The 22,035-nt window shown below is 63.7% G+C and carries 18 protein-coding genes and 1 tRNA gene; 3 read left to right on the forward strand and 16 right to left on the reverse strand.

The genetic code is table 11. From position 1 onward, the window contains the following. Positions 1 to 67: 67 nt before the first annotated feature. From rpsG to AC5RV1_RS05100, 5 genes are all read right to left on the reverse strand, one after another. Positions 68 to 538, reverse strand: a complete 471-nt coding sequence (gene rpsG / locus AC5RV1_RS05080) for a 30S ribosomal protein S7 (protein WP_124091059.1) — start codon at positions 536 to 538, stop codon at positions 68 to 70. A 1-nt stretch (position 539) separates the two neighbouring features. Next, on the reverse strand, positions 540 to 914 hold the full coding sequence (gene rpsL, locus AC5RV1_RS05085) for a 30S ribosomal protein S12 (RefSeq protein ID WP_018773658.1): 375 nt from the start codon (positions 912 to 914) through the stop codon (positions 540 to 542). A 411-nt stretch (positions 915 to 1,325) separates the two neighbouring features. Then, the gene (locus tag AC5RV1_RS05090; protein WP_163161886.1) at positions 1,326 to 5,225 is read right to left on the reverse strand and encodes a DNA-directed RNA polymerase subunit beta'; all 3,900 of its coding nucleotides are present in this window, start codon (positions 5,223 to 5,225) and stop codon (positions 1,326 to 1,328) included. Positions 5,226 to 5,330: 105 nt separating this feature from the next. Further along, a complete protein-coding gene (gene rpoB / locus AC5RV1_RS05095) occupies positions 5,331 to 8,840 on the reverse strand; it encodes a DNA-directed RNA polymerase subunit beta (protein WP_091415051.1) in 3,510 nt (1,169 codons plus the stop codon). Between the two features lie 303 nt (positions 8,841 to 9,143). Next, positions 9,144 to 9,656: a hypothetical protein gene (locus AC5RV1_RS05100; protein ID WP_493993775.1), complete on the reverse strand. Its 513-nt coding sequence runs from the start codon at positions 9,654 to 9,656 to the stop codon at positions 9,144 to 9,146. 246 nt (positions 9,657 to 9,902) lie between these two features. On the opposite strand from AC5RV1_RS05100, the gene AC5RV1_RS05105 reads away from it, so the two are divergent. Both AC5RV1_RS05105 and AC5RV1_RS05110 read left to right on the forward strand, forming a co-directional pair. Continuing rightward, positions 9,903 to 11,102 carry an acetyl-CoA C-acetyltransferase gene (locus tag AC5RV1_RS05105; RefSeq protein ID WP_493993776.1) on the forward strand — a complete coding sequence of 400 codons (1,200 nt, stop codon included), beginning with the start codon at positions 9,903 to 9,905 and terminating at the stop codon, positions 11,100 to 11,102. Further along, positions 11,102 to 11,599, forward strand: coding sequence for an aminoacyl-tRNA deacylase (locus AC5RV1_RS05110; protein ID WP_493946800.1), 498 nt, complete (start codon positions 11,102 to 11,104; stop codon positions 11,597 to 11,599). The genes AC5RV1_RS05105 and AC5RV1_RS05110 overlap by 1 nt, the downstream gene beginning before the upstream one ends. Positions 11,600 to 11,671: 72 nt before the next feature. On the opposite strand, the gene rplL is transcribed toward AC5RV1_RS05110, so the two are convergent. The 9 genes from rplL to AC5RV1_RS05155 form a co-directional block, all read right to left on the reverse strand. Continuing rightward, on the reverse strand, positions 11,672 to 12,046 hold the full coding sequence (gene rplL, locus AC5RV1_RS05115) for a 50S ribosomal protein L7/L12 (protein ID WP_066277893.1): 375 nt from the start codon (positions 12,044 to 12,046) through the stop codon (positions 11,672 to 11,674). A gap of 77 nt (positions 12,047 to 12,123) precedes the next feature. Further along, complete coding sequence (rplJ, locus tag AC5RV1_RS05120) at positions 12,124 to 12,708, reverse strand: 50S ribosomal protein L10 (RefSeq protein WP_493946801.1); 585 nt, start codon at positions 12,706 to 12,708, stop codon at positions 12,124 to 12,126. Between the two features lie 297 nt (positions 12,709 to 13,005). Then, complete coding sequence (locus AC5RV1_RS05125; RefSeq protein ID WP_493946802.1) at positions 13,006 to 14,124, reverse strand: GNAT family N-acetyltransferase; 1,119 nt, start codon at positions 14,122 to 14,124, stop codon at positions 13,006 to 13,008. A gap of 7 nt (positions 14,125 to 14,131) precedes the next feature. Continuing rightward, on the reverse strand, positions 14,132 to 15,265 hold the full coding sequence (locus AC5RV1_RS05130) for a GNAT family N-acetyltransferase (protein WP_493993777.1): 1,134 nt from the start codon (positions 15,263 to 15,265) through the stop codon (positions 14,132 to 14,134). Positions 15,266 to 15,396: 131 nt separating this feature from the next. Beyond that, positions 15,397 to 16,104, reverse strand: coding sequence for a 50S ribosomal protein L1 (gene rplA, locus AC5RV1_RS05135; protein ID WP_102975123.1), 708 nt, complete (start codon positions 16,102 to 16,104; stop codon positions 15,397 to 15,399). A 198-nt stretch (positions 16,105 to 16,302) separates the two neighbouring features. After that, positions 16,303 to 16,734, reverse strand: a complete 432-nt coding sequence (gene rplK, locus AC5RV1_RS05140) for a 50S ribosomal protein L11 (protein ID WP_003803853.1) — start codon at positions 16,732 to 16,734, stop codon at positions 16,303 to 16,305. A gap of 129 nt (positions 16,735 to 16,863) precedes the next feature. Further along, positions 16,864 to 17,667: a transcription termination/antitermination protein NusG gene (gene nusG, locus AC5RV1_RS05145; RefSeq protein WP_461172077.1), complete on the reverse strand. Its 804-nt coding sequence runs from the start codon at positions 17,665 to 17,667 to the stop codon at positions 16,864 to 16,866. Between the two features lie 114 nt (positions 17,668 to 17,781). Continuing rightward, on the reverse strand, positions 17,782 to 18,066 hold the full coding sequence (secE, locus tag AC5RV1_RS05150) for a preprotein translocase subunit SecE (protein ID WP_493946804.1): 285 nt from the start codon (positions 18,064 to 18,066) through the stop codon (positions 17,782 to 17,784). Between the two features lie 82 nt (positions 18,067 to 18,148). After that, positions 18,149 to 18,221 (reverse strand) — tRNA-Trp (locus tag AC5RV1_RS05155). Positions 18,222 to 18,499: 278 nt separating this feature from the next. On the opposite strand from AC5RV1_RS05155, the gene AC5RV1_RS05160 reads away from it, so the two are divergent. Continuing rightward, on the forward strand, positions 18,500 to 19,717 hold the full coding sequence (locus AC5RV1_RS05160; protein WP_493993778.1) for a pyridoxal phosphate-dependent aminotransferase: 1,218 nt from the start codon (positions 18,500 to 18,502) through the stop codon (positions 19,715 to 19,717). A gap of 172 nt (positions 19,718 to 19,889) precedes the next feature. On the opposite strand, the gene AC5RV1_RS05165 is transcribed toward AC5RV1_RS05160, so the two are convergent. Together AC5RV1_RS05165 and AC5RV1_RS05170 are read right to left on the reverse strand one after the other, a co-directional pair. Next, on the reverse strand, positions 19,890 to 20,579 hold the full coding sequence (locus AC5RV1_RS05165; protein ID WP_493946806.1) for a LuxR C-terminal-related transcriptional regulator: 690 nt from the start codon (positions 20,577 to 20,579) through the stop codon (positions 19,890 to 19,892). Beyond that, entirely contained in the window at positions 20,576 to 21,994 is a 1,419-nt protein-coding gene (locus AC5RV1_RS05170) for an ATP-binding protein (protein WP_493993779.1), read from the reverse strand. The genes AC5RV1_RS05165 and AC5RV1_RS05170 overlap by 4 nt, the downstream gene beginning before the upstream one ends. Between the last annotated feature and the right edge of the window lie 41 nt (positions 21,995 to 22,035).

Consider the following 22,035-nt stretch of genomic DNA (forward strand, 5'->3'; position numbering starts at 1 on the left):
GGTCTCCTTTTGGGATGGACTACACGTTCGCCGCCGGCTCTGTTGAGCCGGCGGCGTCCGGGGAGTATTACCAGCGGTAGTGTGCGAAGGCCTTGTTGGACTCGGCCATCTTGTGGGTGTCTTCGCGACGCTTCACAGCGGCGCCGAGACCGTTGGACGCATCCAGAATCTCGTTGCGGAGGCGCTCGGTCATGGTCTTCTCGCGGCGGGCCTTCGAGTAGCCCACGAGCCAGCGGAGGGCAAGCGCAGTGGCTCGACCCGGCTTGACCTCAACCGGAACCTGGTAAGTGGCACCACCAACACGGCGCGACTTCACTTCAAGGCTCGGCTTGATGTTGTCCATGGCCTTCTTCAAGGCTGCAACGGGATCGCCACCGGACTTTTCCTGCGCACCGGCAAGGGCACCGTAAACGATGCGCTCTGCGGTGGACTTCTTGCCGTCGACGAGCACCTTGTTAATCAGCTGGGTGACCAGCGGGGAGCCGTAAACGGGATCAATGACTAGCGGCCGCTTCGGGGCCGGACCCTTGCGAGGCATATTACTTCTTCTCCATCTTTGCGCCGTAGCGGCTGCGGGCCTGCTTACGGTTCTTGACACCCTGGGTATCGAGGGCGCCACGGACGATCTTGTAGCGGACACCGGGGAGGTCCTTCACACGACCACCGCGGACGAGCACAATGGAGTGCTCCTGCAGGTTGTGGCCAACACCGGGAATGTAGGCGGTTACTTCGATACCACCGTTGAGGCGCACACGTGCCACCTTACGCAGAGCCGAGTTCGGCTTCTTCGGGGTGGTGGTGTAGACGCGGGTGCAGACACCGCGGCGCATGGGGCTGCCGTTAAGGGCGGGGGCCTTGGTCTTTTTGACCTTCGGCGTGCGGCCCTTGCGGACCAGCTGGTTGATCGTAGGCACTCTCGTGTTCTCCGTTTTATCCGGAGTGGCCGCTTCCGGCCACTCTCCTTTGCGTTGCCCCGCCGCCTGGGCCTTGAAGAAGATCTCCAAGGCCCAGGCGGCGAAGGCGAAGCCTTAATAGTCGGATCGCATACGCAGGGAATGACCTGACTCGCGTCTTCAATGGTCCCTAGGCATGCAAAAATGTGGCATACGTTGCACAAGAACCCTGCAAACCGGAAACGTCGCTCTGGTTCAGCCTTTCAGCTGGAACCGGCGCACTCATCCACTGCCACAATAACAATTGGTAACAAGTCTAGCACGGACGGCCTCCACCCCTTAATCGGGCGGCACTCCCCCAAGTGGGTAAGGGGAAGGCCCCGCCCCCACAAATGTGGGGGCGGGGCCCTTCAGCCAATCAGCGGAACTTCCTTAGCGGAAGTCGTTGCCCAGGTCGTAGTCATCCAGCGGGATGGCGTGGAACTCAGGAGCTCCGTCGCCGCCCAGGGTGTCGTACGAGAAGTCACTGAATGCGCTGGGGCCGGTGAACAGGTTGGCCTTTGCTTCTTCAGTGGGCTCGACGGTGACCTCGGTGTAGCGCGGGAGGCCCGTGCCGGCCGGGATCAGCTTACCGATGATGACGTTCTCCTTGAGGCCGAGCAGCGGGTCGCTCTTGCCTTCCATGGCCGCCTGCGTCAGGACGCGGGTGGTCTCCTGGAAGGAAGCTGCGGACAGCCAAGACTCGGTGGCCAGCGACGCCTTGGTGATGCCCATGAGCTCAGGACGTCCGGAAGCCGGAGTCTTGCCCTCGGAGACAACACGGCGGTTGGCGTCCTCGAAGCGGCTGCGCTCGGCGAGCTCGCCGGGCAGCAGGTCCGATTCGCCGGACTCGATGACCGTAACGCGGCGCAGCATCTGGCGGACGATAACCTCGACGTGCTTGTCGTGGATACCGATGCCCTGGCTGCGGTACACGCCCTGGACTTCGTCCACCAGGAACTTCTGTGCCGCACGCGGACCCATGATGCGCAGGACCTGCTTGGGGTCCACCGGTCCGTTGATCAGCTTCTGGCCGACGGTGACGTGGTCGCCATCCTCGATCAGCAGGCGTGAACGGCGCAGGACCGGGTAGGCGATCTCTTCAGTTCCGTCATCAGGAGTGATGACCAGGCGCATCTGGCGCTCGGACTCTTCGATGGTGATGCGGCCGGCTGCTTCTGCAATCGGTGCAACACCCTTCGGAGTACGGGCTTCGAAGAGCTCCTGGATACGGGGCAGACCCTGGGTGATGTCGTCGCCGCCGCTGGCGGAGACTGCACCACCGGTGTGGAACGTACGCATGGTCAGCTGGGTACCGGGCTCACCGATGGACTGTGCGGCGATGATGCCCACGGCCTCGCCGATGTCCACGGTCTTGCCAGTGGCCAGCGAACGGCCGTAGCACAGGGCGCAGGTGCCGACGCTGGACTCACAGGTGAGTACGGAGCGGACCTTGACCTCGGTGATGCCTGCCGCGAACAGCTCGGCGATCACTACGTCGCCGCAGTCGGTGCCGGCGGCTGCGAGGACGTTGCCCTCGGAGTCCACGACGTCGACGGCGAGCGTACGTGCGTACGCGCTGTTCTCGACGTTCTCGTCCAGCACCAGCTCACCGTTGGAATCGGCGACGGCGATGGGCGTGACCAGGCCGCGCTCGGTGCCGCAGTCCTCTTCACGGACGATGACGTCCTGGGACACGTCCACCAGACGACGGGTCAAGTAACCCGAGTTGGCGGTACGCAGAGCGGTGTCAGCAAGACCCTTACGCGCGCCGTGCGTGGCGATGAAGTATTCCAGAACCGACAGGCCCTCACGGTAGGAGGACTTGATGGGACGGGGAATAATTTCACCCTTCGGGTTGGCCACGAGGCCACGGATACCCGCGATCTGGCGGACCTGCATCCAGTTACCACGTGCACCGGAGGACACCATGCGGTTGATGGTGTTCATCGGCGACAGGCTGTCGCGCATCGCCTGGGCGATCTCGTTGGTTGCCTTGTTCCAGATCTCGATCAGTTCCTGGCGGCGCTCGTCGTCGTCGATCAGGCCCTTGTCGTACTGGCCCTGGATCTTCGCAGCCCGCTCCTCGTAACCGGCGAGGATGGCCGGCTTTGCGGCCGGAACCTCGATGTCCGAGATGGCGACGGTGACGCCTGAGCGGGTGGCCCAGTAGAAACCGGCATCCTTCAGGTTGTCCAGCGTTGCCGCGGTGACGACCTTCGGGTAGCGCTCCGCGAGGTCGTTGACGATGCGGGACAGCTCGCCCTTGTCGGCAACAGCCTCAACCCACGGGTAGTCCTCGGGCAGCGTCTCGTTGAAGAGAACCTGGCCCAGGGAGGTCTGGACGAGCGCGGGCTGACCCGGCTCCCAGCCTTCCGGAGCTTCCCAGCCGGCGTAGGGCACGAAGCCTTCGAGGCGGATCTTGACCTGCGAGTTCAGGTGCAGCTCGCGGGCATCGAACGCCATGATGGCTTCCGCAACCGAACCGAAGACACGGCCTTCGCCAGCTGAGCCAACACGCTTGGTGGTCAGGTGGTAGAGGCCGATGATCATATCCTGCGAAGGCAGGGTGACCGGGCGTCCGTCAGAGGGCTTCAGGATGTTGTTCGAGGACAGCATCAGGATGCGGGCCTCAGCCTGCGCTTCGGGGCTCAGCGGCAGGTGGACTGCCATCTGGTCGCCGTCGAAGTCGGCGTTGAAGGCGCCACAAACCAGCGGGTGGAGCTGGATTGCCTTACCTTCAACAAGCTGCGGCTCGAACGCCTGGATGCCGAGGCGGTGCAGGGTAGGTGCACGGTTGAGCAGCACCGGGTGTTCGGTGATGATCTCTTCGAGCACGTCCCAGACCTGCGGACGGTACCGCTCCACCATGCGCTTGGCCGACTTGATGTTCTGGGCGTGGTTGAGGTCAACCAGGCGCTTCATCACGAACGGCTTGAAGAGCTCCAGCGCCATCTGCTTGGGCAGGCCGCACTGGTGCAGCTTCAGCTGCGGGCCGACGACGATGACCGAACGGCCGGAGTAGTCGACGCGCTTGCCGAGGAGGTTCTGGCGGAAACGGCCCTGCTTGCCCTTGAGCATGTCGCTCAGGGACTTCAGCGGACGGTTGCCCGGTCCGGTGACCGGACGGCCGCGGCGGCCGTTGTCGAAGAGGCTGTCAACAGCTTCCTGAAGCATGCGCTTCTCGTTGTTGACGATGATCTCCGGAGCACCCAGGTCAAGCAGGCGCTTGAGGCGGTTGTTGCGGTTGATCACACGGCGGTACAGGTCGTTGAGGTCGGAGGTCGCGAAGCGGCCACCGTCCAGCTGGACCATGGGGCGCAGTTCCGGCGGGATCACCGGGACGGCGTCGAGGACCATGCCAAGCGGGCTGTTGTTGGTGGTCAGGAACGCGTTGACCACCTTCAGGCGCTTGAGGGCGCGGGTCTTGCGCTGGCCCTTGCCGTTGGCGATGATGTCGCGGAGCAGGTCCGACTCGGCCTGCATGTCGAAGCTCTCAAGACGCTTCTTGATGGCTTCGGCACCCATGGAGCCTTCGAAGTACATGCCGTAGCGGTCGCGCAGCTCGCGGTACAGGCCTTCGTCACCTTCGAGGTCGGCGACCTTGAGGTTCTTGAAACGATCCCAGACCTGCTCGAGGCGCTCGATGTCGGCGTCGGCACGCTTGCGCACGTTCGCCATCTGGCGGTCGGCGGAGTCGCGGGCCTTCTTCTTGTCGGCAGCCTTCGCGCCTTCACCCTCAAGGCGGGCAATTTCGCCTTCGAGGTCGCGGGCGATCGCCGCGATGTCGGAGTCGCGGTTGTCGATGAGCTGCTTCTTCTCGATGTCGTGCTCAACCTGCAGGTTGGGCAGTTCCTCGTGGCGGGCAGCTTCGTCGACGCTGGTGATCATGTAGGCAGCGAAGTAGATGACCTTTTCAAGGTCCTTCGGTGCCAGGTCAAGGAGGTAGCCCAGGCGGGACGGAACACCCTTGAAGTACCAGATGTGCGTGACGGGTGCGGCCAGCTCGATGTGGCCCATGCGTTCGCGGCGGACCTTTGCGCGGGTGACTTCAACGCCACAACGCTCACAGATGATGCCCTTGAAGCGCACGCGCTTGTACTTGCCGCAGTAGCATTCCCAGTCCCGGGACGGGCCGAAGATCTTCTCGCAGAAGAGTCCGTCCTTCTCGGGCTTAAGGGTGCGGTAGTTGATGGTTTCCGGCTTCTTAACCTCGCCGTAAGACCAGCCGCGGATGTCTTCCGCGGTGGCGAGGCCGATCTGCATGAGGCCGAAGGAGGATTCGCTGGACATATGGTCCCTGTTCTCTCTTGTTCTCTAAATTCTGAAGTCTTGGGTGCGGAATGAGGGAGGTGAGGTCCGACGGCGGGTGGTCACCCGCCGTCGGACGCCCGCCTGCTAGACCTCTTCTACCGAACTGGGCTCTGCACGAGACAGATCGATGCCCAGTTCTTCCGCAGCGGTGAAGACTGCGTCATCAGAGTCACGCATTTCAATTGTGGTTCCGTCCGTGGAGAGGACTTCCACGTTCAGGCACAGCGACTGCATTTCCTTGATCAAGACCTTGAAGGACTCGGGAACGCCCGGCTCGGGGATGTTCTCGCCCTTGACGATGGCTTCGTAGACCTTCACACGACCGTGGATGTCATCAGACTTGATCGTGAGGAGTTCCTGGAGCGTGTAGGCGGCGCCGTAAGCTTCGAGCGCCCACACTTCCATTTCACCGAAGCGCTGGCCACCGAACTGTGCCTTACCACCCAGCGGCTGCTGCGTGATCATGGAGTACGGGCCGGTGGAGCGCGCGTGGATCTTGTCGTCCACCAGGTGGTGGAGCTTCAGGATGTACATGTAGCCGACCGAGATCGGATCCGGGAACGGCTCGCCGGAGCGGCCGTCGAACAGACGGGTCTTGCCGGAGGAATTGATCAGGCGTTCGCCGTCGCGCGTCACGTTGGTGGAGTCCAGCAGGCCCGTGATTTCCTCTTCGCGGGCGCCGTCGAACACCGGCGTTGCAACAGTGGTCTGGCCACTCTCGCGCGGCAGGTTCGGCAGCTGCTTCACCCACTCGGGCTCGCCTTCGATCTTCCAGCCGGTCTTGGCAACCCAGCCGAGGTGCGTTTCAAGCACCTGGCCCACGTTCATTCGGCCCGGGACACCCAGCGGGTTCAGGACGATATCAACGGGGGTGCCGTCGGCAAGGAACGGCATGTCCTCGATCGGGAGGATCTTGGAGATAACACCCTTGTTGCCGTGGCGGCCGGCGAGCTTGTCGCCATCGGTGATCTTACGCTTGGCAGCCACGTAGACGCGGACCAGCTGGTTCACGCCCGGGGGCAGTTCGTCGTCGTTGTCGCGGTCGAAGACGCGCACGCCGATGACGGTGCCGGACTCGCCGTGGGGCACCTTCAGGGAGGTGTCGCGGACTTCGCGGGACTTCTCACCGAAGATGGCGCGCAGCAGGCGCTCTTCGGGGGTCAGTTCGGTTTCACCCTTCGGGGTGACCTTTCCAACCAGGATGTCCCCTGCTTCAACCTCAGCACCGATGTGGATGATGCCGCGCTCGTCCAGGCCTGCCAGGACTTCCTCGGACACGTTGGGGATGTCGCGGGTGATTTCCTCGGCACCAAGCTTGGTGTCGCGGGCATCGATCTCGTGCTCCTCGATGTGGATGGAGGAAAGAACGTCCTCGGCAACGATGCGCTGCGAGAGGATGATGGCGTCCTCGAAGTTGTGGCCTTCCCATGACATGAATGCCACGAGCAGGTTCTTACCGAGGGCGAGCTCGCCCTGGTCCGTTGCCGGGCCGTCGGCGATGATGCCGCCAACTTCCAGGCGCTGGCCTTCGTTCACCAGGACACGGTGGTTGTAGCAGTTGCCCTGGTTGGAGCGGGCGAACTTGTTGATGCGGTAGTTGGTCTCCGTGCCGTCGTCGTTGAGCATGATGACGAGCTCGGCGGAAACCTCGGTGACCACACCGGCCTTCTTCGCGATGACAACGTCACCGGCGTCAACGGCTGCGGCGCGCTCCATGCCGGTGCCCACGAACGGAGCCTCGGAACGGACCAGCGGCACGGCCTGGCGCTGCATGTTGGCACCCATGAGTGCGCGGTTGGCGTCGTCATGCTCGAGGAACGGGATCAGGGCGGTAGCCACGGACACCATCTGGCGCGGGGAAACGTCCATGAACTCGACGTCCTCGGCGGGAACGAGCACAGGCTCGCCTCCACCACCACGGGCACGGACCAGGACGGTGTCTTCGGCGAACTTCTTGTTCTCGTCCAGCGGCGCGTTGGCCTGGGCGATGAGCACCTCAGCCTCGTCGTCGGCCGTCAGGTACTGGACGTCGTCGGACACAACGCCGTTCTTGACCAGACGGTACGGGGTCTCGATGAAGCCGAACGGGTTGATGCGTCCGTAGGATGCCAGCGAGCCGATCAGACCAATGTTCGGGCCTTCAGGGGTTTCGATGGGGCACATACGTCCGTAGTGGGACGGGTGCACGTCACGGACTTCCATGCCGGCGCGGTCACGGGACAGACCACCGGGGCCAAGGGCCGACAGGCGGCGCTTGTGGGTCAGGCCCGAGAGCGGGTTGTTCTGGTCCATGAACTGCGACAGCTGGGAGGTTCCAAAGAACTCCTTGATGGCTGCAACCACGGGGCGGATGTTGATCAGGGTCTGGGGCGTGATGGCCTCGACGTCCTGGGTGGTCATACGCTCGCGGACAACGCGCTCCATACGGGACAGGCCGGTGCGGACCTGGTTCTCGATAAGCTCGCCGACGGCGCGGATGCGGCGGTTGCCGAAGTGGTCGATGTCGTCGATTTCGACGCGCAGGTCCACTTCCTGGCCATCGCGGGTTCCCTTGATGGTCTTCTCGCCGGCGTGCAGCGCGACGAGGAACTTGATCATGGCCACGATGTCTTCAACGTGCAGGACCGATGCTTCCTTGTCGCCAAGGGAGCGGTCGATGCCAAGCTTGCGATTGATCTTGTAGCGGCCAACCTTGGCCAGATCGTAGCGCTTGGAGTTGAAGTACAGGTTGTCCAGCAGCGACTGGGCAGCCTCGACGGTGGGGGGCTCGCCCGGGCGCAGCTTCCGGTAGATGTCCAGCAACGCGTCTTCGCGGGTTTCGGTGGCGTCCTTCTCCAGGGTTGCCCGCATGGAGTCGTACTGGCCGAACTCTTCGAGGATCTGGCCTTCGGTCCAGCCGAGGGCCTTCAGCAGGACGGTGACCGACTGCTTGCGCTTGCGGTCGAGGCGAACGCCGACCTGGTCGCGCTTGTCGATTTCGAGCTCGAACCAGGCGCCGCGGGACGGGATGATCTTCGCAGTGAAGATGTCCTTGTCACTGGTCTTGTCGGCGGCACGCTCGAAGTAGGCGCCCGGGGAACGGACCAGCTGGGAGACGACAACACGCTCGGTGCCGTTGACCACGAAGGTACCCTTCTCGGTCATCAGCGGGAAGTCGCCCATGAACACGGTCTGCTGCTTGATCTCGCCCGTGTTGTTGTTCATGAACTCGGCCTTGACGTACAGCGGAGCCGAGTACGTTGCGTCCCGGTCCTTGCACTCGGCCATGGTGTACTTCGGGTCAGCGAACTCGGGATCGGAGAAGCTCAGGGACATAGTGCCCTGGAAGTCCTCAATCGGGGAGATCTCTTCGAAGATGTCCGAAAGACCGGACGTGGTGGCGACGCTAAGATCGTTTTCTTCGACAGCTTTCGCTACGCGTGCCTGCCAGCGTTCGTTTCCGACCAGCCAGTCGAAGCTGTCCGTCTGGAGGGCAAGCAGATTCGGAACGTCAAGAGGTTCGTGAATCTTTGCGAATGAGAGCCGGCGAGTGGCACCATCAGTGCTGTCGGCGGTGTTAGCGGTTTCGTTATTAGAGGTGCTCGAGGCGACCAAGAGGGATCCTTCCACAGACCTTCAGGCGTTTTCAGATCTCCCCCGCTGTGCACCCTGCGGAATGCTCCGCAGTGCTACCATCCGGTTCCGCTATATGACCCGGGGCCGGTGCTGACCATGCTGTGACGTTGTTGACGGCACGTTGATTGCCAGCTGCCAGGCGAAAGCCCACCGCTATATGAAGGCTGAAGGTAAACAGGGAAGACGCAAATATCTACGATACGGCAAAATAACCTACATGTCTACCCCACATCCGGCCCGATTGCAAGCACCGGTTTTCCGGGCTGTGTGCGGCATGCGGGACTAAAGCCGCAGGGTGACGCCTTCGGCCGTGCACGTCCCGGCGTTGGCAAACACCGCGTCCCTGACTGCGTCCCGGGATTCCTGCGCTGGCACGCCGCCGGCTTCTGCTGCGGCTGAATGGTCGATGGCGAGCAGGCTCAGTGACGCGAAGAGCCCTTGGAGGTCCCCGGCCGTTGCGTCCTTGGCGTCGTCGGCCCGCAGGTAGATGTCCTCAAAGCCGTCCGGGTCATCGGCCGGGACGGCCTTGTACTCCGCGACCAGTTTGTTGAAGAGTTCACAGGTCCCTTTTGCTCCCACTGCTGCGGCTCCCCCTGGCGTGGCTCCCCCTGGAGCTGACGACGGCGGCGCGTCCGTGACGCTTCCAGCGGAGCCGGTGGGGCGGGGCGGGCTTTCCCGGCCTGGCTCAGGCGCGGCCGGCGCCGTTGAGGCGGCGTTGGGATCCGGGGTGGAAACGGAACAGGCCGTAAGTGACGCAAAGCCGATGGCCGCTGCCATCATCAGGATTTTTTTCACGGTGCTGCTCCAAGCGTCCCCGGGGCACGGACCTGCTGTCCCCCTGCAAAAGTGTCCGGCGTCCACCCTACGCAGGCAGCCGCCGTCGCGCACGTTCCGGGGATGGGGACTCCTCCCCCGCCGCGCCGTCGCGGGAGCCGGGGCACTGCCGGAATGCACATAGCGGCCGGGGCGTTTGAATATATGGGTGACCAGCGTCACGATAGCCTTGGTGGCCTACAACGAATCAGATCGGAAGAGATAAACATGGGCAACTTCGCGGACAACACTGACGTTGTCATCCTCGCAGCAGTTCGTACTCCACAGGGCCGTATCAACGGCCAGCTGGCGAGCTTTACCGCCGTCGATCTCGGGGCCCACGCCATCAAGGCGGCCCTGGAAGCGAGCGGGGTGGACGCCGGCCAGGTGGAGGCCGTCATCATGGGACAGGTGCTCCAAGCCGGTGCCGGCCAGAATCCCGCACGGCAGAGCTCCATCGGCGCCGGCATCGGCTGGAACGTTCCTGCTGTCACCGTGAACAAGGTCTGCCTCTCGGGGCTGACCGCGGTGATCGACGCTGCCCGGATGATCCGCGGCGGTGAGGCGGCCGTGGTGGTGGCAGGCGGGCAGGAGTCCATGACCCGGGCACCTCACGTGCTGCCCGGCTCACGGCAGGGGTGGACCTACGGCTCCATCCAGGCACTGGACGTGGCTGCGCACGATGGACTTACGGATGCCTTTGACGGCCAGTCGATGGGGCTGTCCACCGAAACCCGTAACCTTACGCTGGGCATCGACAGGACATCACAGGACAACGTGGCCGCCCAGTCGCACCAGCGCGCCGCACTGGCCGCCAAGAACGGCACCTTCGACGACGAGATCGTTCCCCTCAGCGTCAAGCAACGCAAGGGCGATCCCCTGGTGGTCTCCACCGATGAAGGTGTGCGCCCAAACGCCTCCGTCGAGTCCTTGGCCGGGCTGCGGGCAGCCTTCGTCACCGACGGCACCATCACCGCCGGCAACTCCTCTCCCCTGTCTGATGGAGCCGCGGCCCTGGTCCTCTCCTCCCGCGCCTTTGCCGAGGAGAACGGGCTGGAATACCTTGCGGTTGTCGGCAAGCCCGGGCAGGTTGCCGGGCCGGACAACTCCCTGCATTCCCAGCCGTCCAACGCCATTAAGAACGCCCTGGGCCGTGCGGGCTGGACCACCGCCGATTTGGACTTTATCGAGATCAACGAAGCGTTCGGTTCCGTGGCGGTCCAGTCGCTGCAGGATCTCGATTACCCCCTTGAAAAGTGCAACATCCATGGCGGTGCCATCGCACTGGGCCACCCCATCGGGGCATCCGGTGCCCGGCTCGCTGTACATGCCGCCCATGAGCTTAGGCGACGCGGAACAGGCAAAGCCGCGGTGTCCCTGTGCGGGGGTGGCGGACAGGGCGAAGCCCTCCTGCTGTACCGCGACTGATGGCGGACATGCCTGCGAACGGAACGGACGGCGTCGGACGCGAACGGTTCCTGGCGGATGCAGCCGCCAGGGGCCTGCAGGTCGAGGTAGTGGAAAGGCCGGCCGCCAAAAGCCTCGAGGAAGCGGCCGGCATCCTGGGCATTACGCCCGCCGACATCGTGAAGTCGTTGGTGGTCAAGCACAAGGACGGGTCGTTCCTCTTTGCGCTGATTCCCGGCGACCGCCAGATCTCCTGGCCCAAGCTCCGGAACCTCGTGGGCGTCAACAAGCTTTACCTGCCGCCAGCGGACGTGGCGCTGGACGCAACCGGCTACGAACGCGGCACCATCACCCCGCTGGGCAGCACCAACAGCTGGCCTGTGTATGCCGACGCCACCATCACGGGCCGGAGGATCTCTATGGGTGCAGGTGCCCACGGCTACAGCGCCTTCGTGGACGCCGACGCCCTCACGGGAGCGTTGCGCGCCGTCGTCGCGGACATCAGCGACCCTGCTTGACGCCAGCTGAACTGAATACGCAAAAAGCCCCGCCCACAAACGTGGACGGGGCTTTTTGAGGAAGAGGCGTTGTTACTTGAGGGTAACGGTGGCGCCTGCAGCCTCGAGCTGCTCCTTGGCCTTCTCGGCAGCTTCCTTGGTTGCACCTTCGAGGACAGCCTTGGGAGCGCTGTCAACCAGGTCCTTGGCTTCCTTGAGGCCCAGGGAAGTGATGGCGCGAACTTCCTTGATCACTGCGATCTTCTTGTCGCCGGCAGCTTCGAGGACGACGTCGAAGTCAGTCTTCTCTTCAACCTCTTCAGCAGCAGCACCGGCGGGGCCGGCAACAGCTACAGCAGCAGCGGTAACTTCGAAGGTCTCTTCGAAGAGCTTGACGAACTCGGAGAGCTCGATGATGGTCAGTTCCTTGAAAGCTTCAATGAGCTCTTCGTTGGTGAGCTTCGCCATGGTAGGCGTCCTTCCTGTTGTGGTGTTCAGCGGCACGCGGCCGTGCTTCACACCGGAGTCTTGTGGGGTAAAGAGAATTAGTTCTCTTCGGCTGCGGGAGCCTCAGCTGCGGGAGCTTCTGCTTCGGCAGCGGGAGCTTCTTCAGCGGCAGGCGCCTCGGCAGCTGCCGGTGCACCGTTCTCTTCTTCAAGCTTGAGGCGCAGTGCGTCAATGATGCGTGCAGCTGCTGCGGCAGGGGCCTTGAGGACGCCTGCAACCTTGGCGAGCTGCAGCTCGCGGGACTCGAGCGCTGCCAGTTCGGCAACCTCGCTGGCGTTCAGTGCCTTGCCCTCGAAGTAACCGGTCTTGATGACCAGCTGCTTGTTGGTCTTGGCAAAATCCGTCAGGCTCTTGGCAGCGGCAACTGCGTCACCCTTGATGAACGCGATTGCAGTGGGGCCGGAAAGCTGGTCGTTGAATGCTTCAACACCGGCTTCCTTGGCTGCAATGGCGGTCAGGGTGTTCTTGACGACCGCGAACTTGGTGTCCTGGCCGAGAGAAACACGCAGCTGCTTGAGCTGTGCAACGGTGAGCCCACGGTATTCGGTCAGGACAGCGGCGTTCGATTCCTTGAAATCGTTAGTGATCTCAGCTACTGCTGAAACCTTGGTAGGCGTTGCCATAACCCTCCTTCCGGGGATAGTGCCGGTATGCGACGGTCCCCGCTCAAGTGAGCTAAAACTAAAAACGCCCCGCGCAGATGCACGGGGCTTGGCTCAACACAGATGTTTCCATGGAGCTTTGCTTCGTTCACCTGCGCCGGCCGCCCTACGTTGAGGGTCCTTCGTCCAGAAAGCCACTGCTTCTCCCGCACACAACTGCAGAGTTGAGCCATGTTCGAGAGAGTGGATTTCCAACAACCGACGGTCTTTGGTTCTTCAAGTCTACGGGGAGAGCCCCCGGTCCTCCAAATCCGGCCGCTAGCTGGTGCTGGTGTGCACGTGCGGAAGCTCCTTTTGCCAAATCCCGGTGACCCCGGCGGTCTGGAAACCCAGCTGCTGGTTGACGGTCAGGAGGTACCGGTTTTCCGGCGCGTTCCAGGTATAGATGACCCGCGCATCGGGAAACTGCTCGGTGAGCCTTTCCATGTTGGCCACCTTAATCAGCAGGCCCAGCTTGTTCCCCCTGTGCTCCTGCAGCACCAGGGTGTCGTCCTGGAAGACGACGTCGGCCCGGTGTGCCAGTACCGTGATGGTGGTCAGTCCCACGAGCGTTCCCGAGGCCAGGTGTTCGACGGCGGTGACCACGGTCCGTCTGCCCTGCGCGATGGCAACCTCTTCGGCTTCCCGGAGGATGGCGCCGTCGAGCACCATGTCCTGCTCAACCGGCGGGTCCAGGGCGGGATCGACGTCGGCCCCTGACTGGTTCTCCAGGGCCGCGACGGCCTCCAGCCACTGGTCCGGGCAGCGGTCCGTCCAGTGGTGCAGCCGGTATCGGCCGTTGTTGGCCTCGTCTGCCTCCGCCTGCAGGTCGGCCACCAGCTTTGTGTCCAGCGGCAGCGTGCAGGAGCTGAACTGCTCAATATGCTGAAGCGTATATCCGGTCCGCTGGGCGAACTCCACTTCGCGGCTCTCCAGCGGTACGAAGCCCTGGCCCGAGCCCGGAACCAACTGGGCGCGCTCGAATTCATGGAGCGAGGCGCCGGGGTGGTTCGTGTCCACCAGGATCATGGTGCGCCCCTCGCCGCGGGCCAGCTGTTCGGCGGCCTGGAGGAGCCGGCGGCCCACTCCCTGGCGCTGGAACTCGGGAAGGATGTCGAGGGTGAATTCGGCCAGGTCCAGGTTGTCAGTCAAGGGCAGGGCGATATCGACGGTCCCCACGATCTCCCCGTCCACCTTGGCTACGAGAATCAGCTGGCGCTCGTACGGGTCCTGGAACTCGAGCAGCTTCTCCAACGGACCATAGGCGAGGTCATCGCTGCCCCAGGTCTGCATCCTGACTTTCCGCCCCACCTCGACGGCGGCAAGGAAGTCCGCCGCGTCCGGCGCCTCCAGTGAGTCGGGAATCCAAAGCTGCTCGATCTTCACGTCTTTTGCCATAGGCGAATCATCCCAGCCGTTTCTGCCACTCGCCTTCATAACCTGCGGGCTTGAATCCAAGTGCGATATTTATGGCCAGCATATGTTGGTTTTCGTTGGCATTCCATGTCAGCACCGACCGCGCCGCCGGCCACCGGTTCTGGGCCCGCCGCAAGTTTGCCACTTTGGTCAGCATGCCCAGGCGGTGGCCGCGGTGTTCGGAGGTGACCAGGGTGTCCTGCTGCACGATGGAGTCCGGCACACCCGGGCGCCAGTTCAGGACGGTGTAGGCCGCCAGTTGCCCCGTCTCCCGCTGCCGGGCCGCCGTCACCGCTGATTGGACTCCACTGCGGATCAGCGTGTTCTCCTCCTCCCGGACCCTGGCCACATCCCAGTCCTCACGTTCCCAATCCAGCCCGGCGATGGGTACGTCCGTACTCATCGTCGCTTTGAGCTCGGCATACGCCTGCAGCAGGTCTTCCGGGCAGCTGTCATTCCAGCCGATGACGGAGTATTCCGCGGCCTGGGCGGAGGCATCGGCCTCCAACCGGTCCAGCAGTTCCGGCGGCACAGGCAGGGCCAGGCGACTTGACCGTTCCACCTGCTCGAGCTCATAGCCGGCAGCAACGGCAAAAGCCACCGCGGGCTCGTCAAGCGGCAGTCCACCGGCGCCGGATTTCGCGGGCAGGGCTGCACCATTCGCAGCCTTCAAAGGCACCTCGTGATAGGCGTCAAGAGAGGTCCTGCCGCGATCCCGGGCGACGGCCTCGGCATGCTTGAGCAGGGCTCGGCCCAGTCCCCGACGCCGGTGGACAGGAGCAACCAGGACATCGACTCCAGCGGTGTGCGTGTTCTCGCGCAGCGGGAGGGTGACCGAGCAGATACCCACAGTTTCCGCGCCGACCCTGGCCAGGTACAGGTGCCGTTCCTCATACTCGTTGCCCTGCCAGAACTCGGCAGCTTCCTGCAGCGTGGGGCAGCGGTCCAGGTTGCCCCACGCAGCGAGTTCATGGGCCACCCTCAAGGCGTGGCATTCCTCAAACTCGGCGGTAAGCTGGCGGGCCCCCGCAGCTGTTTCGCCGCCGGGCTGCAGGATGTCCACTTCGGATATTGCCAGCACAACAGAGTCTTCCGGGGATGGATCCACATCCGGTTCGGCCATTTCTACAGCTTAGGCAAGAGTCTGCCGCTTCGGGCATGGTTTCCGGACTTAAACAAAAACCGCCCGGCACGGGTGCCGGGCGGTTTTAGTTTGCATCGGAAGGATCCGCTGCGGTTGCTTCACACGAGGATTTAGGCCTCGGTCAGAACCTTGGTGACGTTCGGGTCCACGGAGATGCCGGGGCCGAAGGTGGTGGCAACGGTGGCTTTCTGGATGTAGCGGCCCTTGGAAGCGGACGGCTTCAGGCGAAGCACCTCTTCCAGTGCTGCTGCGTAGTTCTCAGCCAACTTGAGGGCGTCGAAGGACACCTTGCCGATGATGAAGTGCAGGTTGGAGTGCTTGTCGACGCGGAAGTCGATCTTTCCACCCTTGATGTCGTTGACGGCCTTGGTGACGTCGGGGGTCACGGTGCCCGTCTTCGGGTTCGGCATCAGGTTACGCGGGCCCAGGACCTTACCGAGGCGGCCAACCTTGCCCATGAGGTCAGGGGTGGCAACGGCGGCGTCGAAGTCGGTCCAGCCGGCTGCGATCTTTTCGATCAGGTCATCGGAACCAACGAAGTCGGCGCCGGCAGCGATTGCTGCCTCAGCCTTGTCACCCGTAGCGAAAACCAGGACGCGGGCAGTCTTACCGGTGCCGTGGGGCAGGTTGACGGTGCCGCGGACCATCTGGTCAGCCTTGCGGGGGTCGACGCCGAGGCGGAATGCAACCTCAACGGTGGCGTCGAACTTGGACGGGTTGGTGTCCTTGGCCAGCGTTACTGCCTCGAACGGCGCGTAGAACTTCTCCGCGTCGATCTTGGCGGCTGCTGCCTCATATGCTTTGCTGCGCTTTGCCATGCTGCTTATTTCTCCTTGTGCAGTTGTGGTCTGCGGACCGCGCTGGGCCCTGCCACAGTTGGTGAGCGGGCTCGTTATCCGTGCCCGGTTCCCAACATTGTCGGTTTGTGCCGCTTATACGGCAGTGGTGCCGGTTGCCCGGCGGTGCCGCCCGTCGTCGTGATCAGTTTCCCGAACCCGACATGTGGCAGCGGGGGATTAACCCTCGACGGTGATGCCCATGGAGCGGGCGGTGCCGGCGATGATCTTCGCTGCGCCTTCGAGGCTGGTGGCGTTGAGGTCTTCCATCTTGGTGGAAGCAATCTCGTTGACCTGTGCCTGGGTCAGCTTGGCAACCTTGACGGTGTGCGGGGTTGCTGAACCCTTGGCGACGCCTGCAGCCTTTTTGATGAGCTCTGCAGCCGGCGGGGTCTTGGTGATGAACGTGAAGGAACGGTCCTCGTAGACCGTGATTTCCACGGGGATGACGTTTCCGCGCTGGGCTTCCGTCGCAGCGTTGTACGCCTTGCAGAATTCCATGATGTTGACACCGTGCTGGCCAAGCGCAGGACCGATCGGCGGAGCCGGGTTAGCGGCACCTGCCTGGATCTGCAGCTTGATGAGGCCGGTGACCTTCTTCTTGGGAGCCAATGTAGGGTCCTTCTCTCAATAACGTCCTGGGACACAGGAGCGTGCCTCAGGTTTTTGGCCGCCATGGCAAGGCGGCCGGCCGTTCCGGTGCTGCTAAAGCAGGCAGCGCCGGGACGAATTCTTAGGTGGTCAGATCTTGGTGACCTGGTTGAACGCCAGGGTGACCGGCGTTTCGCGCTCGAAGATGGAAACCAGCACCACGAGGGTCTGGGATTCGACCTTGATCTCGGAGATCGTTGCGGGGAGGGTCTCGAACGGACCTTCCTTGACGATGACGGATTCGCCGACCTCGAAGTCGACATCCACGGGAGCCTGGTTCTGCTTGTTGACCGGCTTGCCCTTCTCGGCCTGCTCTTCCTCGAAAACAGGAGCGAGCATGGAGAAAACCTCGTCCAGGCGCAGCGGCACGGGGTTATGGGCGTTGCCCACGAAGCCGGTGACGCCGGGGGTGTGGCGGACGGCGCCCCAGGAGGCATCCGTCAGGTCCATGCGGACCAGTACGTAGCCGGGGATGCGGACGCGGTTGATGACCTTGCGCTGAGCGTTCTTGATCTCAACGACTTCTTCCATGGGCACCTGGATCTCGAAGATGTAATCTTCCATATCCAGGGTCTGGATGCGGGTTTCCAGGTTGGCCTTCACGCGGTTTTCGTAACCGGCGTAGGAGTGGATGACGTACCAGTCACCTTCCTGGCGGCGCAGCTTGGCCTTGAATTCCTCGGCGGGGTCAACATCGGCCTTCGCCGCGGCGGCTGCGAGGGCGTCAGCTGACTCTTCCTCGGAGCCGGCGTCGTCCGCCTCAGCGTCTTCAGACTCGGCGTCGCTGGCTTCGGGCGCGGAGGACTCAACCTCAGACTCGTCACCGGCTTCTGCCGTGATGTCCGCGGACTCTTCCAGCTCAGTCTCGGTTACCTCGAGCTCCTGCTCAGACACTTGGTCTCCTGCTTCCTCATTGCCTAACATGCCTATTTAAATGGCTCAATTCCGCACACCGGTGTTTCCCTCCGGTTTCCCGGACGGATCACACGGCCTGCGGACGGTTCAGCCTTAGCTGTCCCCGGGGACGCTACCGCCGAAGATCCAGCTGACAGCGCTTCCAAAACCGAGGTCCAGCAGGCTGACGATGATCATCATGATGCCGACGAACACCAGCACCACGAGCGTGTAGTTGATCAGTTCCTTGCGGGTTGGTGCAACAACTTTCTTCAGCTCGCCGATGATCTGGCGGATGAAAAGCGCAATGCGGGCGAAGAAGTTTGCCTTGGCGTCCTTCTTAGCTGGGCGGCCCTTGGAGCTGCTGGCAGCTGTTTCGGTCACCTGGTCCTCGCTCATCTTTGCAATGTTGGATTACCCGGCCCTGATCAGAACCATGGTTGCTGCGCTTGCCCCGGATTTTTGTCCGGGGCAGCTTGCGCAGGGCAGACAGGACTCGAACCTGCAACCTGCGGTTTTGGAGACCGCTGCGCTACCAATTGCGCCACTACCCTATGGAGTGAATTCCACGCTCCGACGACAAACCACCAGCTTGCACTGGGGCGCACGTCATCATCCGTGTTTTCAACACCGGTGAACCAGTCTACGCAACAACTTCGCGTTCGTCGAACCAGCCCGTTTCCGGCCCTTCCCGCGAGCCAGGATTGACCTTGACTGGCAGGCAGTCACAAATCAGAACCGGCAACCCGGAGGGTCCGGTGAACAGCATAGAGTAGATCACGTCGAAACCCACACTCCAGCCTCCGGGCTGCAAGCGAAGAACGGACCTGCCATGTCTGCCGCCCGCGTTTCCAAGCGCATTTCCGCTATTGCCGAATCCGCAACCCTTGCCGTTGATGCCAAGGCGAAGGCGCTGAAGGCAGCTGGCCGGCCGGTCATTGGTTTCGGCGCGGGTGAACCGGATTTCCCCACCCCGGACTACATCGTCCAGGCGGCCATTGAGGCGGCGAGCCAGCCCAAGTACCACCGCTACTCCCCCGCGGGCGGCTTGCCCGAGTTGAAGAAGGCCATCGCCGAGAAGACCCTGCGGGACTCCGGCTACGCGGTGGACGCTTCCCAGGTACTGGTGACCAACGGCGGCAAGCAGGCCGTCTACAACACCTTCGCCACGCTGGTTGATCCGGGTGACGAAGTCATTGTGCCCACCCCGTTCTGGACCACGTACCCGGAGGCCATCCGGCTCGCAGGCGGCGTGCCCGTGGAGGTGTTTGCCGGCCCGGAGCAGGACTACCTGGTGACGGTGGAGCAACTCGAAGCAGCGGTCACCGACAGGACGAAGATCCTGCTGTTCGTGTCGCCGTCGAACCCCACCGGTTCCGTCTACTCCCCTGAGCAGGTGGCGGAGATCGGCAAGTGGGCCGCGGCCAAGGGCCTGTGGGTTGTCACTGATGAGATTTACGAGCACCTGACGTACGACGGCGTTCCGTTCACCTCCATCGCCACCGCTGCCCCGGAGCTGGGCGACAAAGTGGTTATCCTCAACGGCGTGGCCAAGACCTACGCTATGACCGGCTGGCGCGTGGGCTGGATGATCGGCCCGGCCGACGTCATCAAGGCCGCCACCAACCTGCAGTCCCACGCGACCTCCAACGTCTCCAACATTCCCCAGGTCGCCGCCCTCGCCGCCGTGTCCGGACCGCTGACCGCCGTCGACGAGATGAAGGTCGCCTTTGACCGCCGCCGCAAGGCCATCGTCGCCGGCCTGAACGCCATCGACGGCGTGGAATGCCCGACGCCGAAGGGCGCGTTCTACGTGTACGCGGATGTCCGCGCGCTGCTGGGCAAGGAATTCCCGACCGGGTCGGGTACCGCCACGCCGCAGACCTCCGCCGAGCTCGCAGCCCTCATCCTGGATGAGGTTGAGGTGGCAGTGGTTCCGGGCGAAGCCTTCGGGCCTTCCGGCTACCTGCGCCTTTCCTACGCGCTTGGTGACGAGGACCTCGCCACCGGCGTGCAGCGCCTGCAGGACTTCCTAGGCAAGGCCCAGTAGGGACGCTCTCTCACTTAACGCTGGAAAAACCCAAACGCTCTATCACCTTCCGCAGGAAAAACCCAAACGCTCTATCACTCTCCTCAGGAGAGTGATAGAGCGTTCCGGCTTAAGCCGCATCAAGGGAGAGAGCGTTCCGGGTTAATGCCCATTAAGTGATAGAGCGTCCCGTTTAGAGAAGGCGGCGTTCGGCTGCCCACTTGGTGAGTTCGTGCCGGCTGGAGAGCTGCAGCTTGCGGAGCACGGCGGACACGTGAGTTTCCACAGTCTTGATGCTGATGAACAGCTCCTTGGCCACTTCCTTGTAGCTGTAGCCGCGGGCGATGAGGCGCATGACCTCAAGCTCCCGGGCGGAGAGCTTGTCCAGTTCGTCGTCGGCGATGTCTGCAGGGGCGGTGCCAAAAGCATCCAGGACGAAGCCAGCTAGCCGCGGCGAGAAGACGGCGTCCCCACCGGCAACCCGGTACACGGCGTCGGTGATTTCTGCCCCCGAGATGGTCTTGGTGACGTAGCCCCGTGCTCCGGCCCGGATCACCGCCACAACATCCTCCGCCGCGTCCGAGACGCTGAGGGCAAGGAACCTGGTGGTGGCCAGCAGGGCAGCGGAGCCGGCGATGACTTCACGACCCCCGCCCCCAAGGCCGCCAGGAAGGTGGACGTCCAGGAGCACCACGTCCGGTCGCTCCCGGGCGATCACGGCAATCGCCTGCTCTACCGTCGCCGCCTCGCCCACCACCTGGATACTGGGATCCAGGTCCGCCTTCAGGCCGGAGCGGAAGATCGCATGGTCATCCACAATCACCACCCGGGCGGACCTGACGGTTCGGACGGGGCCAGCACCGGCTCCCTGCGTTGCATTCATGGTTTGCCTTCCGTGCCGTCCTGCGGCGCGGCGGGGAAGACCAGCCGCACCTCCGTGCCTTCACTGGTACTGGTAATCGCCGCCGTGCCGCCGTGCCGGTTCATCCGGCCGATGATGGACTCCCGCACCCCGAGCCTGTCCTCCGGAACGTCCTGCAGCTCAAAGCCCGGGCCGCGGTCCTTGACGAAGACTTCCGCACGTCCGGCGGCTGCCTCCAAGTAGACCGAGACGGTCCCGCCGCCGTGACGGGAGGCGTTGAGCATGGCCTCTCGGCTCGCCTGGACCAGCGCTTCATGGCCTTCCGTGACGGCCGTGTCCCCCACGCTGACCACCTCGACGGCGTTGCCCAGCAGGTCTTCCACTTCGGCGGCTACCGCCTTGATCCGGTCCGACAACTGCCCGGCGTCCTTGCCGGGATCCTCAAACAGCCAGCCCCGCAGCTCCCGTTCCTGGGCACGGGCCAGCCGGACGACGTCGTGCTCATTGGCAGCCCTCCGCTGGATAAGGGCCAGCGTCTGCAGCACCGAGTCGTGAAGGTGGGCGGCGATCTCGGCACGTTCAGTTTCCCGGATGCGGCCGGCGCGCTCCGCTTCCAGGTCACGCCAGAACTTCAGCGCCCACGGGAGCAGGACCAGCACCACCCCGCCGAGGACAGCAACGGACGCCAGCAGCGCCAGCCACGTCTGCTCCCAGGAACCGGATCCGGACACCATCACCAGGACGCCCGCCACCACCAGCGCCAGGCCGGCCGCCAGCCGGGCCCAGCCGCCGGCCTGGTCCGCCTTGGTCTTGTCCACGAGCCCGGCACGCCGGGTTTCATCAAGCTGCATCCAGGCAATGGAAGCGCCGCCAAGGACTGCCGCCGCCGGAATAAGTGTGCCCAGGGGAACGTCCACGCCCAGGAGCTGGGCGACCAGGATGCCCGCCACCAGCAGCAGCCCCACGCCGAGCAGGATCTCCTTGCCGTAGCGCATGTCCCGGAACCTGAACCAGGGACGGGCAGCCTCGGAAGCCTGTCCTGCTGACTCCCCTGCTGCCGGGTAACCGCCGGAAGCGGGAGGGGCAGTGGCCGAGCCAGGGCCGCCGTCGGCCGCTCCGGGAAGGGCAACACCAGGGCCAGCCGGGGCAGGGGCCCGGGGAACGGCCCCATGAACAGGCTCGCGGCTCACGGCCGGGGCACTGGGCGACGGCGGCCGGCGCGCCTGCCGCCGGGCGCTTTCGTCCGCGGTGGGCACCATGATCCACAACCAGGCATAGAAGACGACGCCGGCCCCGCCGGCCAGTGAAGCCAGGGCCATCGCCACCCGTACGTTGCGGACCGGCCAGCCCAGGTGCGCGGCAAGGCCGGAGCACACGCCCGCGATAAAGCGGTCGCTGCGGCGGACCAGCGGGGGGCGGACGGGGACGGTTGTCATGGATCAATCCAAGCACGGATCAGGGTTCCCCGGACCGCAAT

This window comes from Arthrobacter sp. Hb9-2, assembly GCF_059091165.1.

Excerpts from the sequence above, each read along its gene's own strand:
- AC5RV1_RS05125 (WP_493946802.1), bottom strand. The coding sequence starts at position 14,124 with ATGGCAAAAGACGTGAAGATCGAGCAGCTTTGGATTCCCGACTCACTG.
- rplJ (WP_493946801.1), bottom strand. The coding sequence starts at position 12,708 with ATGGCAACGCCTACCAAGGTTTCAGCAGTAGCTGAGATCACTAACGAT.
- AC5RV1_RS05170 (WP_493993779.1), bottom strand. The coding sequence starts at position 21,994 with ATGACAACCGTCCCCGTCCGCCCCCCGCTGGTCCGCCGCAGCGACCGC.
- rplL (WP_066277893.1), bottom strand. The coding sequence starts at position 12,046 with ATGGCGAAGCTCACCAACGAAGAGCTCATTGAAGCTTTCAAGGAACTG.
- secE (WP_493946804.1), bottom strand. The coding sequence starts at position 18,066 with ATGAGCGAGGACCAGGTGACCGAAACAGCTGCCAGCAGCTCCAAGGGC.
- AC5RV1_RS05165 (WP_493946806.1), bottom strand. The coding sequence starts at position 20,579 with ATGAATGCAACGCAGGGAGCCGGTGCTGGCCCCGTCCGAACCGTCAGG.
- AC5RV1_RS05090 (WP_163161886.1), bottom strand. The coding sequence starts at position 5,225 with ATGTCCAGCGAATCCTCCTTCGGCCTCATGCAGATCGGCCTCGCCACC.
- AC5RV1_RS05110 (WP_493946800.1), top strand. The coding sequence starts at position 11,102 with ATGGCGGACATGCCTGCGAACGGAACGGACGGCGTCGGACGCGAACGG.
- rplA (WP_102975123.1), bottom strand. The coding sequence starts at position 16,104 with ATGGCAAAGCGCAGCAAAGCATATGAGGCAGCAGCCGCCAAGATCGAC.
- AC5RV1_RS05160 (WP_493993778.1), top strand. The coding sequence starts at position 18,500 with ATGTCTGCCGCCCGCGTTTCCAAGCGCATTTCCGCTATTGCCGAATCC.
- rpsG (WP_124091059.1), bottom strand. The coding sequence starts at position 538 with ATGCCTCGCAAGGGTCCGGCCCCGAAGCGGCCGCTAGTCATTGATCCC.
- AC5RV1_RS05130 (WP_493993777.1), bottom strand. The coding sequence starts at position 15,265 with ATGGCCGAACCGGATGTGGATCCATCCCCGGAAGACTCTGTTGTGCTG.
- AC5RV1_RS05105 (WP_493993776.1), top strand. The coding sequence starts at position 9,903 with ATGGGCAACTTCGCGGACAACACTGACGTTGTCATCCTCGCAGCAGTT.